Source organism: Staphylococcus cohnii species complex 1663 (assembly GCF_041008415.1).
Lineage (GTDB): Bacteria > Bacillota > Bacilli > Staphylococcales > Staphylococcaceae > Staphylococcus > Staphylococcus ureilyticus.
This window is the reverse complement of sequence record NZ_JBFDVL010000003.1, coordinates 15,983-32,780: the sequence shown is the minus strand read 5'-3', so window position 1 is coordinate 32,780 and position 16,798 is coordinate 15,983. Positions and strand designations below refer to the sequence as shown.

At 33.6% G+C, this 16,798-nt stretch carries 18 protein-coding genes; 5 read left to right on the top strand and 13 right to left on the bottom strand.

The window, feature by feature from the left end:
- Nucleotides 1–40: 40 nt before the first annotated feature.
- The 9 genes from AB1J10_RS03880 to kapB all read right to left on the bottom strand — a co-directional run bounded on the left by AB1J10_RS03880 (nucleotide 41) and on the right by kapB (nucleotide 7,623).
- Nucleotides 41–1,222 (bottom strand): NAD(P)-binding domain-containing protein, encoded by a 1,182-nt coding sequence (locus tag AB1J10_RS03880; protein WP_070039190.1) that lies wholly within the window; start codon nucleotides 1,220–1,222, stop codon nucleotides 41–43.
- A 127-nt stretch (nucleotides 1,223–1,349) separates the two neighbouring features.
- Entirely contained in the window at nucleotides 1,350–1,706 is a 357-nt protein-coding gene (locus AB1J10_RS03875) for a Na+/H+ antiporter subunit G1 (RefSeq protein WP_064209455.1), read from the bottom strand.
- Nucleotides 1,684–1,977, bottom strand: a complete 294-nt coding sequence (locus tag AB1J10_RS03870) for a Na(+)/H(+) antiporter subunit F1 (protein ID WP_046208018.1) — start codon at nucleotides 1,975–1,977, stop codon at nucleotides 1,684–1,686. The genes AB1J10_RS03875 and AB1J10_RS03870 overlap by 23 nt, the downstream gene beginning before the upstream one ends.
- Nucleotides 1,977–2,456: a Na+/H+ antiporter subunit E gene (locus tag AB1J10_RS03865; RefSeq protein ID WP_064209454.1), complete on the bottom strand. Its 480-nt coding sequence runs from the start codon at nucleotides 2,454–2,456 to the stop codon at nucleotides 1,977–1,979. Before AB1J10_RS03865 ends, AB1J10_RS03870 begins: the two co-directional genes overlap by 1 nt.
- 1 nt (nucleotide 2,457) lies before the next feature.
- On the bottom strand, nucleotides 2,458–3,954 hold the full coding sequence (locus AB1J10_RS03860) for a Na+/H+ antiporter subunit D (protein ID WP_070039195.1): 1,497 nt from the start codon (nucleotides 3,952–3,954) through the stop codon (nucleotides 2,458–2,460).
- The gene (mnhC1, locus tag AB1J10_RS03855; protein WP_040030166.1) at nucleotides 3,941–4,288 is read right to left on the bottom strand and encodes a Na+/H+ antiporter Mnh1 subunit C; all 348 of its coding nucleotides are present in this window, start codon (nucleotides 4,286–4,288) and stop codon (nucleotides 3,941–3,943) included. The genes AB1J10_RS03860 and mnhC1 overlap by 14 nt, the downstream gene beginning before the upstream one ends.
- A complete protein-coding gene (locus AB1J10_RS03850; protein ID WP_080760407.1) occupies nucleotides 4,288–4,716 on the bottom strand; it encodes a Na(+)/H(+) antiporter subunit B in 429 nt (142 codons plus the stop codon). The genes mnhC1 and AB1J10_RS03850 overlap by 1 nt, the downstream gene beginning before the upstream one ends.
- The gene (locus tag AB1J10_RS03845; RefSeq protein WP_369003011.1) at nucleotides 4,697–7,114 is read right to left on the bottom strand and encodes a Na+/H+ antiporter subunit A; all 2,418 of its coding nucleotides are present in this window, start codon (nucleotides 7,112–7,114) and stop codon (nucleotides 4,697–4,699) included. Before AB1J10_RS03845 ends, AB1J10_RS03850 begins: the two co-directional genes overlap by 20 nt.
- Before the next feature lie 128 nt (nucleotides 7,115–7,242).
- Nucleotides 7,243–7,623: a sporulation phosphorelay system protein KapB gene (gene kapB, locus AB1J10_RS03840; protein WP_064209451.1), complete on the bottom strand. Its 381-nt coding sequence runs from the start codon at nucleotides 7,621–7,623 to the stop codon at nucleotides 7,243–7,245.
- Between the two features lie 67 nt (nucleotides 7,624–7,690).
- Here kapB and AB1J10_RS03835 point away from each other — a divergent pair, with 67 nt between their 5' ends.
- From AB1J10_RS03835 to AB1J10_RS03815, 5 genes are all read left to right on the top strand, one after another.
- Nucleotides 7,691–8,287: a peptidylprolyl isomerase gene (locus AB1J10_RS03835; protein ID WP_070039201.1), complete on the top strand. Its 597-nt coding sequence runs from the start codon at nucleotides 7,691–7,693 to the stop codon at nucleotides 8,285–8,287.
- A 428-nt stretch (nucleotides 8,288–8,715) separates the two neighbouring features.
- Nucleotides 8,716–9,117 (top strand): S1 domain-containing post-transcriptional regulator Ygs, encoded by a 402-nt coding sequence (ygs, locus tag AB1J10_RS03830; protein WP_046208025.1) that lies wholly within the window; start codon nucleotides 8,716–8,718, stop codon nucleotides 9,115–9,117.
- Nucleotides 9,118–9,303: 186 nt separating this feature from the next.
- Nucleotides 9,304–10,437, top strand: coding sequence for an NADH-dependent flavin oxidoreductase (locus AB1J10_RS03825; RefSeq protein WP_046208026.1), 1,134 nt, complete (start codon nucleotides 9,304–9,306; stop codon nucleotides 10,435–10,437).
- 445 nt (nucleotides 10,438–10,882) lie between these two features.
- Nucleotides 10,883–12,073, top strand: a complete 1,191-nt coding sequence (locus AB1J10_RS03820) for an ornithine--oxo-acid transaminase (RefSeq protein WP_046208027.1) — start codon at nucleotides 10,883–10,885, stop codon at nucleotides 12,071–12,073.
- Between the two features lie 107 nt (nucleotides 12,074–12,180).
- Complete coding sequence (locus AB1J10_RS03815; RefSeq protein ID WP_019469653.1) at nucleotides 12,181–13,425, top strand: Glu/Leu/Phe/Val family dehydrogenase; 1,245 nt, start codon at nucleotides 12,181–12,183, stop codon at nucleotides 13,423–13,425.
- Nucleotides 13,426–13,486: 61 nt separating this feature from the next.
- Here AB1J10_RS03815 and AB1J10_RS03810 read toward each other — a convergent pair whose 3' ends face one another.
- The 4 genes from AB1J10_RS03810 to AB1J10_RS03795 form a co-directional block, all read right to left on the bottom strand.
- The gene (locus AB1J10_RS03810; RefSeq protein WP_064209448.1) at nucleotides 13,487–14,470 is read right to left on the bottom strand and encodes a glycerophosphodiester phosphodiesterase; all 984 of its coding nucleotides are present in this window, start codon (nucleotides 14,468–14,470) and stop codon (nucleotides 13,487–13,489) included.
- Between the two features lie 284 nt (nucleotides 14,471–14,754).
- Nucleotides 14,755–15,150, bottom strand: a complete 396-nt coding sequence (arsC, locus tag AB1J10_RS03805; protein WP_070039204.1) for an arsenate reductase (thioredoxin) — start codon at nucleotides 15,148–15,150, stop codon at nucleotides 14,755–14,757.
- Nucleotides 15,151–15,167: 17 nt separating this feature from the next.
- Nucleotides 15,168–16,457: an arsenite efflux transporter membrane subunit ArsB gene (arsB, locus tag AB1J10_RS03800; protein WP_046208029.1), complete on the bottom strand. Its 1,290-nt coding sequence runs from the start codon at nucleotides 16,455–16,457 to the stop codon at nucleotides 15,168–15,170.
- A gap of 3 nt (nucleotides 16,458–16,460) precedes the next feature.
- The gene (locus AB1J10_RS03795) at nucleotides 16,461–16,775 is read right to left on the bottom strand and encodes an ArsR/SmtB family transcription factor (RefSeq protein WP_046208030.1); all 315 of its coding nucleotides are present in this window, start codon (nucleotides 16,773–16,775) and stop codon (nucleotides 16,461–16,463) included.
- Nucleotides 16,776–16,798 lie beyond the last annotated feature (23 nt).

Sequence of the window (16,798 nt, the reverse complement as noted above, 5' to 3'; positions counted from 1 at the left end):
GGCTTTTTACTTGTCCAAGCACTTTATGTCCCAGGTCCTTTTAAATATGTTTATTTGTTGTTAAATATATCTTATGTTCAGTACGTTTTTTTGATAATGCAGCAGTTGCAATTTTTGCTGCTGCTTCACGGCCACCCATGATGTTGCGAGCAAAGGGACCGAGTTCTAAATCTGCTAGACCACCTGTGACGAATAAATTCGGTAACCATTCTAAATGAGATGAAATAGAAGGCAGTCCCGCGTCTGACACAGGTGCATTAAAATTTTTAACGAGCTGCTTGATAATTGGTTGTTGCATAAGTGTATCTTCGAAACCTGTGGCTAATACTACGCTATCATAGAACATACAATATTGTTCTGTACAAATATGATGATGATGTATATCTTTTAATTCATTGATATGCATTATTAATTTACCTTGCTTCATGTGTTTTTTGAGCCTCAATGCTAATTCTTTAGGCATAGAACCTTTATGGCGCTCTTTTTGAATGATTTTCAGTTTGGTTTTAGAGTCAGTTAATGCACTAAAGTTTGACATTTTTTTGGGACCTAACCAACCTGGATCTGCGTCGAAGTCATGTACATCAATTATTTTATTTGTCCAAAGATGAATGACTGATTGCGGTTGATGTTGTAGTAATTTTAAAGTGACATGTGCTGCAGAAATCCTACTTCCAACGACATGAGAAGTTTGTTTATGTAAATTTAATTGTGAATCAAAAATATGATATACATCTGGTGTATGTTTAAAGTTATGTGGAATATAGGGTACGTGATTACAACCTGTTGCAATCACCAAGTAATCTGATGCAATCCAATTGTGTTGTGATAATTGTACATGCCATTGTTTTTGGTTGAAGCTGATTTTATTAGCAAAACCGACAATATGGTTCTTGTTCAAATTGAATGTATGTAATAGATGGTGAATATGGTCTATAAATAACGCTCGATTTGGTCTTTTATACGGTCCATAACTGGCATTAATATATTGATGACATTTAGCAAATTGATTTAAATGAAAGGGATTAGGATGTATATGGTGGACACACGGCGAACGTAAATAAGGCATTTGAATGCGTTGAGTATAATCCTCGAATTGCTCGCATAAACTTTGATGTGGATCAATAATTGTTAGTTCGTGGTCTTTGATACCTATGGATTTTAATTTTATTGCAATTGTAACTGCTTGGATACCGCCACCGATTATGGTCCAAGTAGACATATTTTCAGCTCCTTTTAAAACGTAATAATTACGATTTAATATATCATCACACACCGAATTTAGCAATCATTAATTTTATAAAATAAAAAACGCATCCCAGTTAATTGGAATGCGTAAGTTAATGACTTTACAATTTTGTATCTTTTAGGTCTTTTTGTATATCATCACGTTTTGTTCTTTTGGAAGCGGGTGTTCTCAAATTATATGCGGATTTAATAATAAGGTGACTTGCTAGTGGACCTGTTATCAGAATAAATAATATTCCAATAAGTAATTGCATATTTACGTAACCTTCACGCCCGATGAAATATAAGAAAACACCACTTATAAGTAACATTGCTCCCAATGTAGCGGCTTTACCAGCAGCATGTGCGCGCGCATATACGTCATCTAAACGCAAGAGGCCAATCGCAGCTAGTGCACTTATGAGTGAGCCGAGGATAACTAAGATAAGTGCTATGCTAATGATGATCGTTGTTATCATGTTCAATCACCTTACCTTTATCCATATATTTTGCAAACACTGCGGTTCCTAAAAATGCTAAAATACCAATTAACAAAATAGCAACCATCATATATTTAGTACCTAAGAAAATACTAAATAGTGCTACAATCGCCATTAGTTGGATACCCATTGCGTCGAGTGCCACAACCCTATCCGCAAGAGAAGGGCCGATAATGACACGAACAAGCATACCAAACATTGACAATGTTACGATAACTAATGCCACGATTAATATTACGTTGTAGTTCATTAATATTCGCCTACCTCTCTTACCACTTTTTCAAGTGATGATTTAATACTTTCTATTTCTTCTTCCTTAGTACTAAAATCAATACTGTGAATGTATATTTTTGTGCGATCATCACTAATGCCTAGAACAATTGTGCCTGGTGTCAGGGTAATCAAATTTGATAACAACACAATTTGCCAATCTTTTTTTAAATCGGTCGGATAAGTAAAAAAGGCGGGTTCGTTGTTTATTTTAGGCTTAGTTACAATTCTAATAACATCAATATTTGCTTTAATCAATTCTACTAAAAACACGATAAATAATTTAATGATTTTATAAATAGTAATAATATAAAATCTACCGGGTAAGATACCGCGCATTAGGAATACTAATAAAAGACCAAAGATATAACCTAAAAGGAAATTATTAAATGTATAACTGCCGGTAACGAATAGCCAAAACACAGATAAAATTAAATTTACTAATATTTGAATTGCCATACTATTTACCCCCCAATACGCTGTCTATATATACACTAGGATTATAGAATGTTTCAGCAGCATCTTTTATGATTGGTTGTAAAAAGTCAGCGGATAGGCCAAATATTACTGATATGGCAACTGCAATAATAGCTACTGTTAAGATACCTTTGTACTGCAGTTTAGGATTGACTTCATAACCTTCAGATTCACCGAAGAATCCTTTTAAGAAAATACGAATAACAGAGTAAAGTACGACTAAACTAGATAGTAATATGATTATACCGCTTAAATAAAATCCTTTTTCGAAAGTAGCTTGAACGATATAGTATTTACCATAAAAACCACTTAACGGCGGAATACCAGCTAAACTTAAAGCAGCGATAAAGAAAGACCAACCTAATACAGGATAATGTTTGATTAAGCCACCATATTTGCGTAAATCGTGTGTTTTGGTGATTTTATACATCACACCAATTAAGAAAAATAGTGCAGCTTTTATCAACATATCGTGTAAAGTATAATAAATTGCGCCCATCATGCCAGCCTGATTCATCATTGCTACGCCTACTAAAATGACACCAACAGCAATCATAATATTATAAATGATAATTTTTTTAGTATCAAAGTAGCTTACTGCACCCACACAACCAAAAATAATTGTAAGTAAGGCTAAGAATAGAATGGTGTACAGCGAAAAATTAGAGGAATCGCCAAAGAAAAGGCTTGCTGTTCTAGCTATTGCGTAAACCCCAACTTTTGTTAATAATGCACCAAAGAAAGCGATAATTGCTATAGGTGGCGCATAATAAGCTCCTGGTAGCCAGATATACATTGGAAACACACCAGCTTTTGTAGCAAAAACAAAGATGAACATAATAAATATAATACTGATAATTCCTTTGTCTTGTGTTGATAGTTGGCTTAATTTTTCACTGATATCTGCTAAATTCAATGTACCGACGACAGAATAAAGCATTGCAACGGCTATAACAAAGAAAGCAGAAGATGTCACATTCACAAGCACATATTTTATCGTTTCACTCAATTGAACTTGTGTGCCACCAATAACTAATAAAATATAAGATGCCATTAAAAATACTTCAAAGAATACGAAAAGGTTGAAAATATCACCAGTTATAAATGAGCCTATAACACCTGTGAGCATAAACATTATGGCAAAATAATAATAATATGTTTCACGTTCGATACCTACTGATTGATATGAATATAAGATAATCAACATTGTTACAATTAAACTTGTAATCACAAGTAAGATACTAAAAATATCTGTAACAAAAACAATACTATAAGGTGCATCCCATGAACCAAGCTCGAGTTTTATAGGTCCATCTCTGAGAACATTCTTTAGATTTATAAAAGCAAAAATTAATGTAACTGCAGTACCTGTTAGTGCAACGTAGCGTTTAACTTTAGGGCGTTTACCAATAAAAATTAATGCAATAATTGTTAACATTGGTATGACAAGTAATGAAATAATAAGATTACTCTCTATCATTATCTAGCACCCCTTTCATGCTTTCTACGTTGTCTGTACCTAGTTCTTTATAGCTTCTAAAAGCCAATACTAAGAAAAAGGCTGTTACTGAAAATGAAATTACAATTGCTGTTAATATGAGTGCTTGTGGAATTGGATCCACATATGAAGTAAACCCTTTTTCATAAATAGGGACTTCACCTTTTTTAAGACCACCCATCGTTATTAAAAATAAATTAGCTGTATGTGTTTGTAATGTAGTCCCAATAATGATGCGTATCAAACTTTTAGAAAGAATGAGATAGACGCTCATTGCAGTGAGAATACCACAAACAAAAATCATCACTATTTCCATTACTCATTCTCTCCAATCGCTAATATTATAGTCATTATTGTGCCAACAACCGCACATAAAACACCTAAATCAAAAAATGTGGCAGTGTGCATTTCTATAGGTTTTAAAATACCTAATGGAATTTCAAAAGGTGTATGCGTAAAGAAGTTTTTATTGTATAGCCAACTCGCCATCGGTGTAGCTAAACAAAAGAACAACCCGATACCAATGAGTTTTTTGAAGTCCCATGGGTATATTTTACGCATCGTTTTAATATCATAAGCAACAGCTACAATCACAAGTGAACTTGATAGTAGTAAGCCACCGACGAAACCGCCACCAGGTGTATAATGTCCTGTTAGAAATAGGTGTAAACCAAACATAACGATTAAGAAGAAAATCACAATGGCAGAGTATTGGAATATTAAATTATTTTTCTGTCTTTTCAATGTGAGTTCCTCCTTCATCATTTGGTTTATTTTTATAACGAAGTTTAATCATTGTGTAAACACCTAATCCAGCAATACCTAATACTGAAGATTCGAATAAAGTATCCGTACCACGGAAATCAACTAGGATAACGTTGACCATGTTTGTACCATGAGCTAAATCATATACATGCGCTTTATAAAATTCTCCAATTGAGCCAAAGTGTCTATTTCCGTATGTGATTAAACCTAATACTGTTACAACAGTACCAGCACCGATGGCAATCAAAATATTCAGCCACTTATATGAAGTGGACTCGTTATGTCGATTTAGATTTGGTAAGTGATAGAAACATAATAAGAACAATGCAGTAGAAATAGATTCTACAACAAATTGCGTCAGCGCTAAGTCTGGCGCACCAAAGAAAATAAAGAAGATTGCTACTGCATAACCTACTGCACTTGCCATGATAATACTGAATAGTCGAGAGCGAGCAAAAATAATCATTGAAGCTGCCGTAATAATAATGACTACGATGATCAATTCGAATGGTCTGATTTCACTAACATCTTTAAAGTTAACACTGAATGGTGTTACTAATAACGTCACAAGTGTAATTATGATTAAAGACGCAAAAATGATTAATAAGTTATTACGTGTAAATCCAGTAACATAAGTGTTGGTAAATTGACTAGAATAGCCTGGGAATACCGTTCCAACTTTATCATACCAATAATTGATTGTTAGTTTTGTAGGTTGTGCTTTTAATAAACTAATCCAATAACCAAAGCTAAATATTAACAATATACCAGCTACATAAATGCCCAATGTGGAGAAAAAGGCTGGTGTAAATCCATGGAACATATGAAACTCAGCTGTTGCATTTGTATTATTACTGATTGCGTTGACAGCTGGTTCAATAATCGTACCTGTCAATATTGAAGGGAAGAACCCAAAAACAATGACGAGTAGTGCTAAAATACCTGGAGAGATTAGCATTAATTTTGAAACTTCATGAGCTGATTTTGGTAAATTATCTGGTTTATAACTACCTAAGAATATTTGACCAATAAATCTAACTGCATAAACAAAAGTGAATACGCTGCCCAAAATGGCTACGATAGGTATGAGTATGCCAATACTATTTAAACTGAAGATATTAGCATGTGTAACTTCAATCATACTTTCAAGAAATTTCTCTTTAGATAAGAAACCATTAAACGGTGGAATACCCGCCATACTCAATGATGTAATTAATGTAATCGTAAAAGAAATTGGCATGATTGTTACTAAGCCACCCAATTTATTGACATCACGTGTTCCTGTACTGTGATCAACAGCACCAGTTACCATAAATAATGCACCTTTAAATGTAGCGTGATTTATAAGGTGAAACACAGCCGCTGTAAACGCAGCAACATAAATTTGACTATCTGCACCTTCGAAATGATAACTTACTGCCCCGATACCTAACATTGACATAATCATGCCTAATTGTGAGACAGTTGAAAAAGCTAAAATGCCTTTTAAATCTTGTTGTTTTGTGGCATTCAAAGATGCCCAGAACAGCGTGATTAAGCCGACTGCAGTAATCGTCCAAATCCAACCTTGAGAAAGTGCGAATATTGGTGTCATACGAGCAACTAAGTAAAGGCCAGCTTTAACCATCGTTGCAGAATGCAAGTAAGCACTAACGGGTGTCGGTGCTTCCATAGCATCCGGTAACCAAACGTAAAATGGAAACTGAGCTGATTTAGTCATCGCTCCAATGATTACAAAAATCATAGACAATATAAAGTAAGGGCTTGTCTGAATTTCAGACGCATGATTGATGAGCGTTTGAATACTGGTAGAATTACCTGCAAGTGATAGTAAAATAAGGCCACCTAGCAGAGAAAGACCGCCCAAAACAGTTATGAGCATTGATTTTTGTGCACCATAAATAGATGCTTGTTTTGTTCTCCAAAATGAAATGAGTAGAAAACTTGAAAATGAAGTTAGCTCCCAAAACAGATATAAGATAATGATATTATCTGATAATACGACCCCTAACATGGCACCCATAAAAAGCAAAAGGTAACAATAAAAATGACCCAATTGCTCTTGTCGACTTAAATAACTAATGGAATATAATACAACCAAGATTCCGATACCAGTTATTAATAAACTGAATAATAAGCCTAAGCCGTCAACGTATAAATCGAAATTCATGCCAAAGTGAGGCATCCAATTTGCTTTATGTACTACGTTTTCACCTGACATTGTTGTCGAAATGATTGATATAAAATATATAAATAAGACGACGGGGATAGGTAACACAAACCATCCTAAATGTATCCGCTTTTGTACGCGATATACAATTGGAATAATGAGTGCAAATATTAACGGTAATAACACCGCTATATGTATCAAACTCATTATTTTATCCTCCTTTTAAAAATAGTATAAGGTCATTATACATGAATAAGACTATTCTGAAAAACCACGCTAACCCTTGTGGAGCTTTAATTTTAAGTTTGTTTTAAATAAGAAGAAACACGGTATTTTTATTCAAAATTTTGTTTGTATTGAATTGAATAATCTTTTTTTAATTGTGCTAAATTAGCAAGTGAGTATTGAGCGAATTCGGTATTTTCTTCTTTTAATTTGTTTTCTAAATTCGTAATGGCAAATTGTAAAGATTGTATATAATCCAGTTCTTCTACATTAAAAGGTCTAAGTTTGGATTTTGAAGTATAGCGCTTTTCAAATTGACTTAAAGCTTTGCGTTCGTGAAAAAAGACATTGTTCGTTTCGTTTGGGTGATGTAAGTCTCCTTGTTTTGGATGTTTAATGACCTGTTCAATTTGAACAAGTACTTGATTGTCATCTTCTTCTATAATAGATACACCATAACTTCCAGTTTTATGTGCAAAACGATATAACATAATTCAATACACTCCTCATTTTATGTTAGAATACATATATCATCTTAACATGAAATGGAGAATAAAAATGTCGAACTATCCTCAGTTAAATTCAGAAGTAAACGAAAATGAAATAAAAATGGTTATGCATACAAATAAGGGTGATATGACTTTCAAATTATTGCCTGATATTGCGCCTAAAACTGTAGAAAACTTTGTTACACATGCAAAAAATGGCTATTATGATGGCATTTCTTTTCATCGAGTAATCAATGACTTCATGGTACAAGGAGGCGACCCAACAGCAACTGGTATGGGCGGTGAAAGTATTTATGGAGGTCCGTTTGAAGATGAGTTTTCACTAGAAGCATTCAACTTATATGGTGCTTTATCGATGGCAAATTCTGGACCGAATACGAACGGTTCACAATTCTTTATTGTTCAAATGAAAGAAGTACCAGAAACTATGCTTAGCCAACTCGCAGATGGTGGTTGGCCAGAACCGATTGTGAAAGCTTATGGTGAAAAGGGTGGTACACCTTGGTTAGATCAAAAGCATACTGTTTTTGGTCAATTATTAGAAGGTGAATCTACATTAGAAGATATTGCGGCTACTAAGGTAGGACCACAGGATAAACCTTTACATGATATCACGATTGATTCAATAGATATTATTGAAAAATAAGGTAAAATAAAGTTTGAAAGATGGTAAACTCTAGTAAGCATTTAACCATTTTTAAATTGTTTTTAAATACCTGTTATATTAAAAATAAAAAATGTTTAAGAGGTTGAGACAAATTCATTGTTTCAGCCTCTTATTTTATTTTGACAATTTTAGTTATCTCCATTGGAGCGTGATGGTGTAATATATTCAATTAAATACCATTATAAGTAAAAACCTAAGAATTTTTATTTTGAAAGCATTGATGCAAGTATCAGTTCTTGGGAATGGTTTAAAAGCCTTTGTATAATGAGACATAAGAGAAATTCAATCCGTGGTTGTGTAGCTTGATTTTTGATAAATCGTGAAATTTTTCTAGGTAATATTAGTACCATTGAATGATTTATGCTATTATGAACATGTTAAGTAAAACGAATTAAGGGGTTATCACGTTGAATAATCACTATAAAGTAGGTCAACATATCAAAGTTCGTGTGACTGGAATTCAACCGTATGGCGCTTTTGTAGAAACCCCTGACAATACTGAAGGATTAATCCATATTTCTGAAATTATGGATGATTACGTCCATAATTTAAAAAAGTTTTTATCAGAAGGACAAATTGTAAAAGCGAAAGTCATTTCAATTGATAAAGAAGGAAAGTTAAATCTTTCTTTAAAAGATAACGACTATTTTAAAAATTATGAACGTAAAAAAGAAAAGCAATCAGTATTAGATGAAATTAAAGAAACCGAAAAATATGGGTTTCAAACAATTAAAGAACGCTTACCGGTTTGGATTAAACAGTCCAAAAACGCGATAAAAGATGAACAGTCATCTTTTAAAAAACACTAACATCTTATTTTAAGATGTTAGTGTTTTTTATTTATAAGCTAAAATTTATTGGAAGAGTAGCAATATAAAATTATATGCGTGAGCATATAATTTTATATTTAAAACTAAGGAAGTTAGAATTAAAAACACTTAAAGTGATTATGTAATGACATTTAAGTATTTTGTATTTTAGGAGGATTTAATTTAATGGATAAAAAATTTCAACCGTTATTTGAAAAATTAAAATTACCAAATCAAGTTGTTTTAGACAATCGATTTGTACTAGCACCTTTAACACATGTTTCATCTAATGACGATGGCACAATTTCTAATGAAGAGGTTGTGTATATGGAACAGCGTTCAAAAGATGTTGGTTTAGCAATTTCAGCTGCAAGCAATGTAACAGATTTAGGTAAAGCTTTTCCTGGACAACCTTCAGTAGCACATGACTCTAATATAGAAGGTCTAAAACGTTTGGCAAAAGCTATGAAAAAAAATGGTGCAAAAGCGGTTGTCCAAATACATCATGGTGGCGCGCAATCTTTACCTAATTTAACACCTAATGGTGATGTTGCGGCGCCAAGCCCGATATCATTAAAGAGTTTTGGTGAACAAGAAGCACATGATGCACGTGAAATTACAAAAGAGGAAATTGAATCAACAATAAAAGCTTTCGGTGAAGCAACTAGAAGAGTCATTGAAGCTGGATTCGATGGTGTTGAAATTCACGGTGCAAACCATTACTTAATCCATCAATTTGTATCTCCATATTATAATCGTCGTAATGATGAGTGGGGACAAGACCGTTATAAATTTGCTACAAGCGTGGTAGATGAAGTGACAAATACTGTTAAGCAATACGGAAGTAAAGATTTTATCGTTGGCTATAGATTTTCTCCTGAAGAAGCTGAATCTCCAGGTATAAGCATGGAAATTACTAAAGAGTTGATTGAATTATTAGTAGAAAAACCTTTAGATTATTTACATGTATCGTTAATGGATATTCACTCACAAACGCGTGAAGGTCAATACAAAGGCAAAGAGCGTATTAAACTTATTTTAGATTGGATGAATGGACGTATGCCACTCATAGGTATAGGATCTATTTTCACAGCTGAACAAGCTATTGAAGCAATTGAGTCAACTGGTGTAGAACTGGTCGCACTAGGACGTGAAATCTTGTTAGATCATAATTTTGTAAGTAAAATTAAAGATGGCAAAGAAGATGAAATTCTATCTCAATTTGATCCGCAAAGAGCAGATAAACATCACTTGCCACCAAAATTATGGGAACAATTTAATAAAGGTTTTTATCCATTACCTAGAACTGATAATAAATAAAAGTTTTGAATGCGTAAATACTAACTTTATTAATCCTATCTAACTGCCAAAGTGAGCACAAGTTATAAATATTTTACTAGCAAAAAAACGTCAATTTCTATTGAAAAAATTATAGAAATTGACGTTTTTTGTTTGTATAAAATTTTAAATTATAAACACTAGAATTAGCATAAATCTTGTAATCTGGATTTAAATCAAGAAGAATTTTTAAATTTATAAAAATTGGCTTGTGTAAACGGTCGAGAATGTGTCATTATATTAATGTAAAGGCTTACATTTTGACGGTTATATTCTAAATTTAACGTTTAAAAGTTGTAATGTAAGTTCTGAATCGATGATTTTATAGTATTTTCGGAAAATAGTTTTCGTAAGTGAATAAATACGTTATGCTATGAATGAGTAATGCCAATAAATTATTATATAATTCATGCAAAGGGGAGATATTATGTCAAGATCTGAAGAAATCATTGAATTAACAAATCATTACGGTGCCCACAACTATGTGCCACTTCCAATTGTAATTTCAGAGGCTGAAGGTGTATGGGTTAAAGATCCTGAAGGAAATAAATATATGGATATGCTATCTGCTTATTCTGCAGTAAACCAAGGTCACAGACATCCTAAAATCATTCAGGCTTTAAAAGATCAAGCTGACAAAGTGACTTTAGTATCACGTGCGTTTCATAGTGATAACTTAGGGGCATGGTATGAAAAAATATGCAAGTTAGCCGGTAAAGATAAAGCCTTACCTATGAATACAGGTGCTGAAGCGGTTGAAACAGCACTAAAAGCAGCACGTCGTTGGGCTTATGATGTGAAAGATATTGCACCTGATAAAGCTGAAATTATTGCGTTCAATGGTAACTTCCATGGCCGAACAATGGCGCCAGTATCATTGTCATCTGAACCAGAATACCAACGAGGATACGGCCCATTATTAGATGGTTTCCGTAAAGTTGATTTTGGTAACATAGAAGCTGTTAAAGAAGCAATTAATGAAAATACTGCTGCTATTTTAATCGAACCTATTCAAGGAGAAGCAGGTATCAATGTTCCACCAGAAGGTTATTTAAAAGAAATTAGAGAATTATGTGATGAGCATAATGTATTATTTATTGCTGATGAAATTCAAGCTGGACTAGGGCGTTCAGGAAAATTATTTGCCACAGATTGGGATAATGTAAAACCAGATGTCTATATTTTAGGTAAAGCATTAGGTGGAGGTGTATTCCCAATTTCTGTTGTATTAGCTGACGAAGAAGTGTTGGGCGTATTTACACCTGGTTCTCACGGGTCAACGTTTGGTGGTAATCCATTAGCGTGTGCTGTATCGATTGCAGCGTTGGATGTATTAGTTGATGAAGATTTAGCAGGGCGTTCATTAGAGCTAGGTGAGTACTTTAAATCAGAATTAGAAAAAATAAATCACCCAGCGATTAAAGAAGTGCGTGGTCGTGGATTATTTATTGGTATAGAACTAAATGAAAATGCTAGACCTTATTGTGAAAAGTTAAAAGAAGAAGGATTATTATGTAAAGAAACACATGATACAGTAATTAGATTTGCACCACCTCTTATTATTTCCAAAGAAGAACTGGACTTTGCATTGGATAAAGTAAGAAATGTTTTTAAATAAAAATGTTCTGTAACTTAAGTTTTGAAAACCCTTTAAAAAGCAAAATCTTATGTTACAATTATCGTGAAAGCGAAATCATTAGTAACGAAAAAGAGGCGAAATGAATCATGACTGAGAATAATAATTTAGTTACTTCTACGCAACAAATTATTAAAGAAGCATTGCATAAATTGGGATTTGATGATGGGATGTATGATTTAGTAAAGGAACCATTAAGATTCCTTGAAGTCCGCATTCCTGTACGTATGGATGATGGTACGGTTCAAACATTTAAAGGTTATCGTGCTCAACATAATGATGCAGTTGGACCAACAAAAGGTGGGGTGCGTTTCCATCCAGACGTTGATGTCGAAGAAGTTAAAGCATTATCTATGTGGATGACATTAAAATGTGGTATCGTCGACTTGCCATATGGCGGCGGTAAAGGTGGTATCATCTGTGATCCTAGACAAATGAGTATACATGAAGTTGAACGTTTATCTCGTGGTTATGTACGTGCGATATCTCAATTTGTTGGACCTACAAAAGATATCCCAGCACCAGACGTATTTACTAACTCACAAATCATGGCTTGGATGATGGACGAGTATAGTTCATTAGATAAATTTAATTCACCAGGGTTTATTACTGGTAAACCGATTGTATTAGGTGGATCACAAGGTAGAGACCGTTCTACTGCACTGGGAGTAGTTATTGCTATAGAACAAGCTGCTAAAAGAAGAGGTCTAGATTTGAAAGGTGCACGTATCGTTATTCAAGGATTTGGTAACGCAGGTAGTTTCTTATCTAAATTCCTTTATGATATGGGAGCAAAAATTGTGGGTATTTCAGATGCTTACGGTGCTTTACATGACCCAGACGGTCTTGACATTGATTATCTTTTAGATAGAAGAGATAGCTTTGGTACTGTAACAAATTTATTTGAAGAAACAATTTCTAATAAAGAATTGTTTGAACTTGATTGTGATATTCTTGTACCTGCAGCGATTGCTAATCAAATCACAGAAGACAATGCAAATGAAATTAAAGCTGATATTGTGGTTGAAGCGGCTAATGGCCCAACAACACCAGCTGGTACACGTATTTTAACTGAACGTGGTAAATTGCTCGTACCTGATGTATTAGCAAGTGCAGGTGGCGTAACAGTTTCTTACTTCGAATGGGTACAAAATAATCAAGGTTATTATTGGACAGAAGAAGAAGTAAATACAAAATTACGTGAAAAACTTATCACAGCTTTCGATACAATTTATGAGTTATCCCAAAATAGAAAAATTGATATGCGCTTAGCAGCTTATATTGTAGGTATTAAACGTACTGCTGAAGCTGCACGTTATCGTGGTTGGGCTTAATTAAATATTTAACTTTTAGAAAAAGAAGAAGTTCTTGAACCCAAGAACTTCTTCTTTTTTGTTATTTGTTTTTTTGTTCATTATCTAGAACGACTTGTTTATATAAATCAGGATAATTTGTAAAAACGCCGTCAACGCCATATCGATTTAAGCGGTGCATATCGGTTTCATTATTAACGGTGAAAGGATGTACCAGCAGACCAGCTCTTTTAAGGTTTTTAACATTTTGTTTAGTTAAGTCTGTATATTCAGGGCCGACACCGATTGCGTATTGACGCATTTGATTAAAATCTTGTTGAGTTAACGCGGGTAACTCACCTTTATCTAATAACCTTATTAATGGAACATTGCTATTTAAACGATGCAATTTACTTAAGCTTTCAGGTGAAAATGATTGTAATAAGACATGCCCTTGATTTAATGATTGCTCATTAAGCATATTGTGATTGTTTAGTGTTTTTAATACTGCTTCTTCCATCCCTGGATACACATCTGGTGATTTAGTTTCAATATAATAATTTGCATTCGGGCCATATCGTTCTAATATTTCATCTAATGTAGGAATTTCAGCACCTACATAATTTGAATTAGCATACTGAGGGTTTGTGGCATTAAATTTACTACCAGCATCTAATTGCTTTAATTCTTTTAGTGTATATGAATCAACTCTACCTGTACCGTTTGTAGTTCTATCAACTGTTTCATCATGCATGGCAACTAGATGACCATCTTTAGTCATCTGAAGATCGATTTCGATATATGATGCTCCCATTGCATTGTGACTTTTATCATATGAATAAAAAGTATGTTCTGGTGCATAACCACTGGCACCTCTATGAGCAATCGTTGCATATTTTTCACCTGTTAGATTTTGAGCTCTGTTTGGGTTGTGTGAGTTGTTACCTTGTTGCTTTGAGGGTGTGGCAGATGATTGTGTATTAATATTGTGGTTATTTTCACTTGCAGTTGCTATAGATGTCGTTCCAATCAAAGCTAAAGATAACGTTGCTAGACTCGTTGATAATGCTTTTTTTAAATTTTGCAAGAATGGGTCACTCCTCGATATGTATTTACATATCAACCCTACAAAATAAACGTTTGTTTGAGAATGACATTTACACGATTAAAATTTAAGATTTAAAAAGTTAATATTGTTATAACAATATATTAAACTAATTAAAATTTTTTCTGGCATATATAGAATGTATTAGTTTAATCACGTTAACTTCATATGCCTATATATAAGTTCAAAGCAACAAAAAGCGTCAATTTCATTTGAAACGGACGCTTTGGCGTAGTCAAAGCTGCTGTGCCGGTGACTTAATACATTTATTTGGTTTTAAAATTTTCAATTGCTAATTTAATTTCGTCTCTAACACGTTGAAATTCTGTCCAAGTTTTTCCAGCTGGATCATCAAAACCCCAATGTTCTTTTTTTACATTCGGTGGTAAAATTGGACAATTTTTATCTGCATCGCTACATAATGTTACGATTAAATTTGCTTGCTTTAAAATATCATTATCAATCAAGTCTGACGTATGATTTGATATATCAATACCTACTTCATTCATAGCATCTATCGCTTTAGGGTTAACACCATGTGTCTCAATACCAGCAGAATAGACATGCCATGTTTCACCTAATATATGCTTTCCCCAACCCTCAGCCATTTGGCTACGACAAGAGTTACCAGTACATATAAAATAAATTATTTTCTTCTTCATAATTAAGACCTCTTTTCTTAAAAAATAACGAGCGTGAAATATAAACCTAACAAGGTAACAAATAGTACTGGAATGGTAATGACGATGCCTGTTTTGAAATAGGTACCCCAAGCAATTTTTACACCTTTTTGTGTTAAAACATGAAGCCACAATAATGTAGCTAAAGAACCAATAGGCGTGATTTTAGGGCCCAAGTCAGAGCCAATGACATTCGCATAAACCATACCTTCTTTCAAAGTGCCAACGACATTGGATTGGCCAATAGCAATTGCATCTATTAAAACGGTAGGCATATTATTCATGATTGATGATAAAAAGGCCGATATAAAGCCCATTCCGATAACACTACTGAATAGTCCATAACTTGAAATACTGGATAATACGTCGGCTAAAATTGTGGTAATACCCACGTTTTTTAACCCAAATACGACGAGGTACATACCAATGGAAAATAACACTATATTCCATGGAGCACCTTTAATTACTTGCTTAGTATGAACTGCATTAGATTTACGAGCTAAGCATACAAAGACAAAAGCAATCATACCTGCAATGATTGATACAGGTATTTGGATAAATTCACTTACAAGATAGCCTACGAGCAGTACGGCTAATACAATCCATGAAATCTTAAATAATTTAGGATCTTTAATAGCATCTTTAGGTACTGAAATGTTTTCAGTATCAAATGTATGTGGTATAGATTTTCTAAAATAAAGCCACAATACGAGAATACTAGCTAGTAAAGAAAATACATTAGGGATTATCATACGACTAAAATACGCAATGAATCCTATATCAAAATAATCTGCAGAAACGATATTTACTAAGTTACTTACAATCAGGGGCAATGATGTCGCATCAGCGATAAATCCACTGGCAATAATAAAAGGGAAGATGACTTTTTTATTAAATCCTAAATTTCTCACCATGGCTAATACGATAGGCGTTAAGATTAAAGCAGCACCATCATTTGCGAAAAATGCTGCTACAACTGCCCCTAATAGCATGATGAAAACAAACATTTTTAATCCGTTACCATTCGATGCTTTAACCATATGTAGTGCAGACCATTCAAAGAAACCAATTTCATCTAATATTAATGAAATAAGAATAATAGCAACAAAAGTTAACGTGGCATTCCAAACGATGCCTGTTACTTCTAATACATCGGAAAAGCTAACTACACCTGTAATTATAGCTACGATAGCCCCAGCTAAAGCAGTAATACCAATATCTAATCCCTTAGGTTGCCATATGACAAAAATTAATGTTAAAAGAAAAATTAATATAGCTAAAATGGTCATTGATTAACATTCACCTGATTTCATATTATGACATGCGCAATGTTGGTTCGATGTGTGAATTATATTGAGACTTTGATTGATTTCATCTAAAATAACATGATTAAGCTGGTACAAACGCTTATTTCCATTTTTACGTGTATGCACTAACTCATAATCCACTAATGTTTTCATGTGATGGCTTAGCGTGGGTTGCGAGAATTGAAAGTGCTCCAACAAATCGCATGCACATCGTTCACCACAAGAAAGTAAATCTAATATTTCTAATCTGTTTGAATCTGATAAAACTTTAAGCAATGCTGAAAGTTTTTTATAAGACATAATGATACCTCCTAAGCATTAAA

Bases quoted from the DNA above. Each gene is read 5' to 3' on its own strand.
- AB1J10_RS03880 (WP_070039190.1), bottom strand. From the start codon at position 1,222: ATGTCTACTTGGACCATAATCGGTGGCGGTATCCAAGCAGTTACAATT.
- AB1J10_RS03875 (WP_064209455.1), bottom strand. From the start codon at position 1,706: ATGATAACAACGATCATCATTAGCATAGCACTTATCTTAGTTATCCTC.
- AB1J10_RS03870 (WP_046208018.1), bottom strand. From the start codon at position 1,977: ATGAACTACAACGTAATATTAATCGTGGCATTAGTTATCGTAACATTG.
- AB1J10_RS03865 (WP_064209454.1), bottom strand. From the start codon at position 2,456: ATGGCAATTCAAATATTAGTAAATTTAATTTTATCTGTGTTTTGGCTA.
- AB1J10_RS03860 (WP_070039195.1), bottom strand. From the start codon at position 3,954: ATGATAGAGAGTAATCTTATTATTTCATTACTTGTCATACCAATGTTA.
- mnhC1 (WP_040030166.1), bottom strand. From the start codon at position 4,288: ATGGAAATAGTGATGATTTTTGTTTGTGGTATTCTCACTGCAATGAGC.
- AB1J10_RS03845 (WP_369003011.1), bottom strand. From the start codon at position 7,114: ATGAGTTTGATACATATAGCGGTGTTATTACCGTTAATATTTGCACTC.
- kapB (WP_064209451.1), bottom strand. From the start codon at position 7,623: ATGTTATATCGTTTTGCACATAAAACTGGAAGTTATGGTGTATCTATT.
- AB1J10_RS03835 (WP_070039201.1), top strand. From the start codon at position 7,691: ATGTCGAACTATCCTCAGTTAAATTCAGAAGTAAACGAAAATGAAATA.
- AB1J10_RS03825 (WP_046208026.1), top strand. From the start codon at position 9,304: ATGGATAAAAAATTTCAACCGTTATTTGAAAAATTAAAATTACCAAAT.
- AB1J10_RS03820 (WP_046208027.1), top strand. From the start codon at position 10,883: ATGTCAAGATCTGAAGAAATCATTGAATTAACAAATCATTACGGTGCC.
- AB1J10_RS03815 (WP_019469653.1), top strand. From the start codon at position 12,181: ATGACTGAGAATAATAATTTAGTTACTTCTACGCAACAAATTATTAAA.
- arsC (WP_070039204.1), bottom strand. From the start codon at position 15,150: ATGAAGAAGAAAATAATTTATTTTATATGTACTGGTAACTCTTGTCGT.
- arsB (WP_046208029.1), bottom strand. From the start codon at position 16,457: ATGACCATTTTAGCTATATTAATTTTTCTTTTAACATTAATTTTTGTC.
- AB1J10_RS03795 (WP_046208030.1), bottom strand. From the start codon at position 16,775: ATGTCTTATAAAAAACTTTCAGCATTGCTTAAAGTTTTATCAGATTCA.